1 protein-coding gene is annotated in these 583 nt (G+C 39.8%); it reads right to left on the minus strand.

The genetic code is table 11. From position 1 onward, the window contains the following. Positions 1-216 precede the first annotated feature (216 nt). Positions 217-564 (minus strand): hypothetical protein, encoded by a 348-nt coding sequence (locus ACFQZG_RS27590; RefSeq protein ID WP_378157962.1) that lies wholly within the window; start codon positions 562-564, stop codon positions 217-219. Between the last annotated feature and the right edge of the window lie 19 nt (positions 565-583).

Consider the following 583-nt stretch of genomic DNA (forward strand, 5'->3'; position numbering starts at 1 on the left):
TAACGTTATTGTATTCACGACGTCCCACCACCTTAAGCCCGAAGGGCGGCCGCGATGCGGTTAGGTGGTGCGGATGTGTCCGGCAGATCCAGCATCCCCGTATACTGAAATGCTTCATCGATTCCACTTCTGACTTCTGCCGGACCGAGGGGCGACAACGTCGACCCGATGCGTGAATATGGTGTTAGCTGAAGTTATCCCTTCACCGAGTTACTCTCATTGTTCTTGTTTATACTGTTCGTACCAGTTAGTAATTTGTTCACTGAACTTAGTATGCCTTTGTATAAATTTCTCTTTATATTCTTCTGCTATTGAATCTATGCCCATTCCAAAATGATCATCAAGCTCATGGACGATAAACTCATATATCTCATTGTTCTTCTTCCCTTGAATTAGAAATTCAATTAACTGTACTGAAATACAATCGTATTCATCTTTCGGAGCCCCACCATCAATTAGACCAATAGGATCCCATTGATTAACCAAAATTTCTACATTAGGATATAAGTCTTTATATTTCTCTTTTAGTTTTTTAACTTTTGTATTTGAAGGATGTTCCCACATAAATACTCACCTTGTTTTA

Origin of the sequence: Cohnella sp. GCM10027633 (assembly GCF_042675445.1) — a bacterium.
In the GTDB taxonomy this organism is placed as follows: Bacteria; Bacillota; Bacilli; order Paenibacillales; family Paenibacillaceae; genus Cohnella.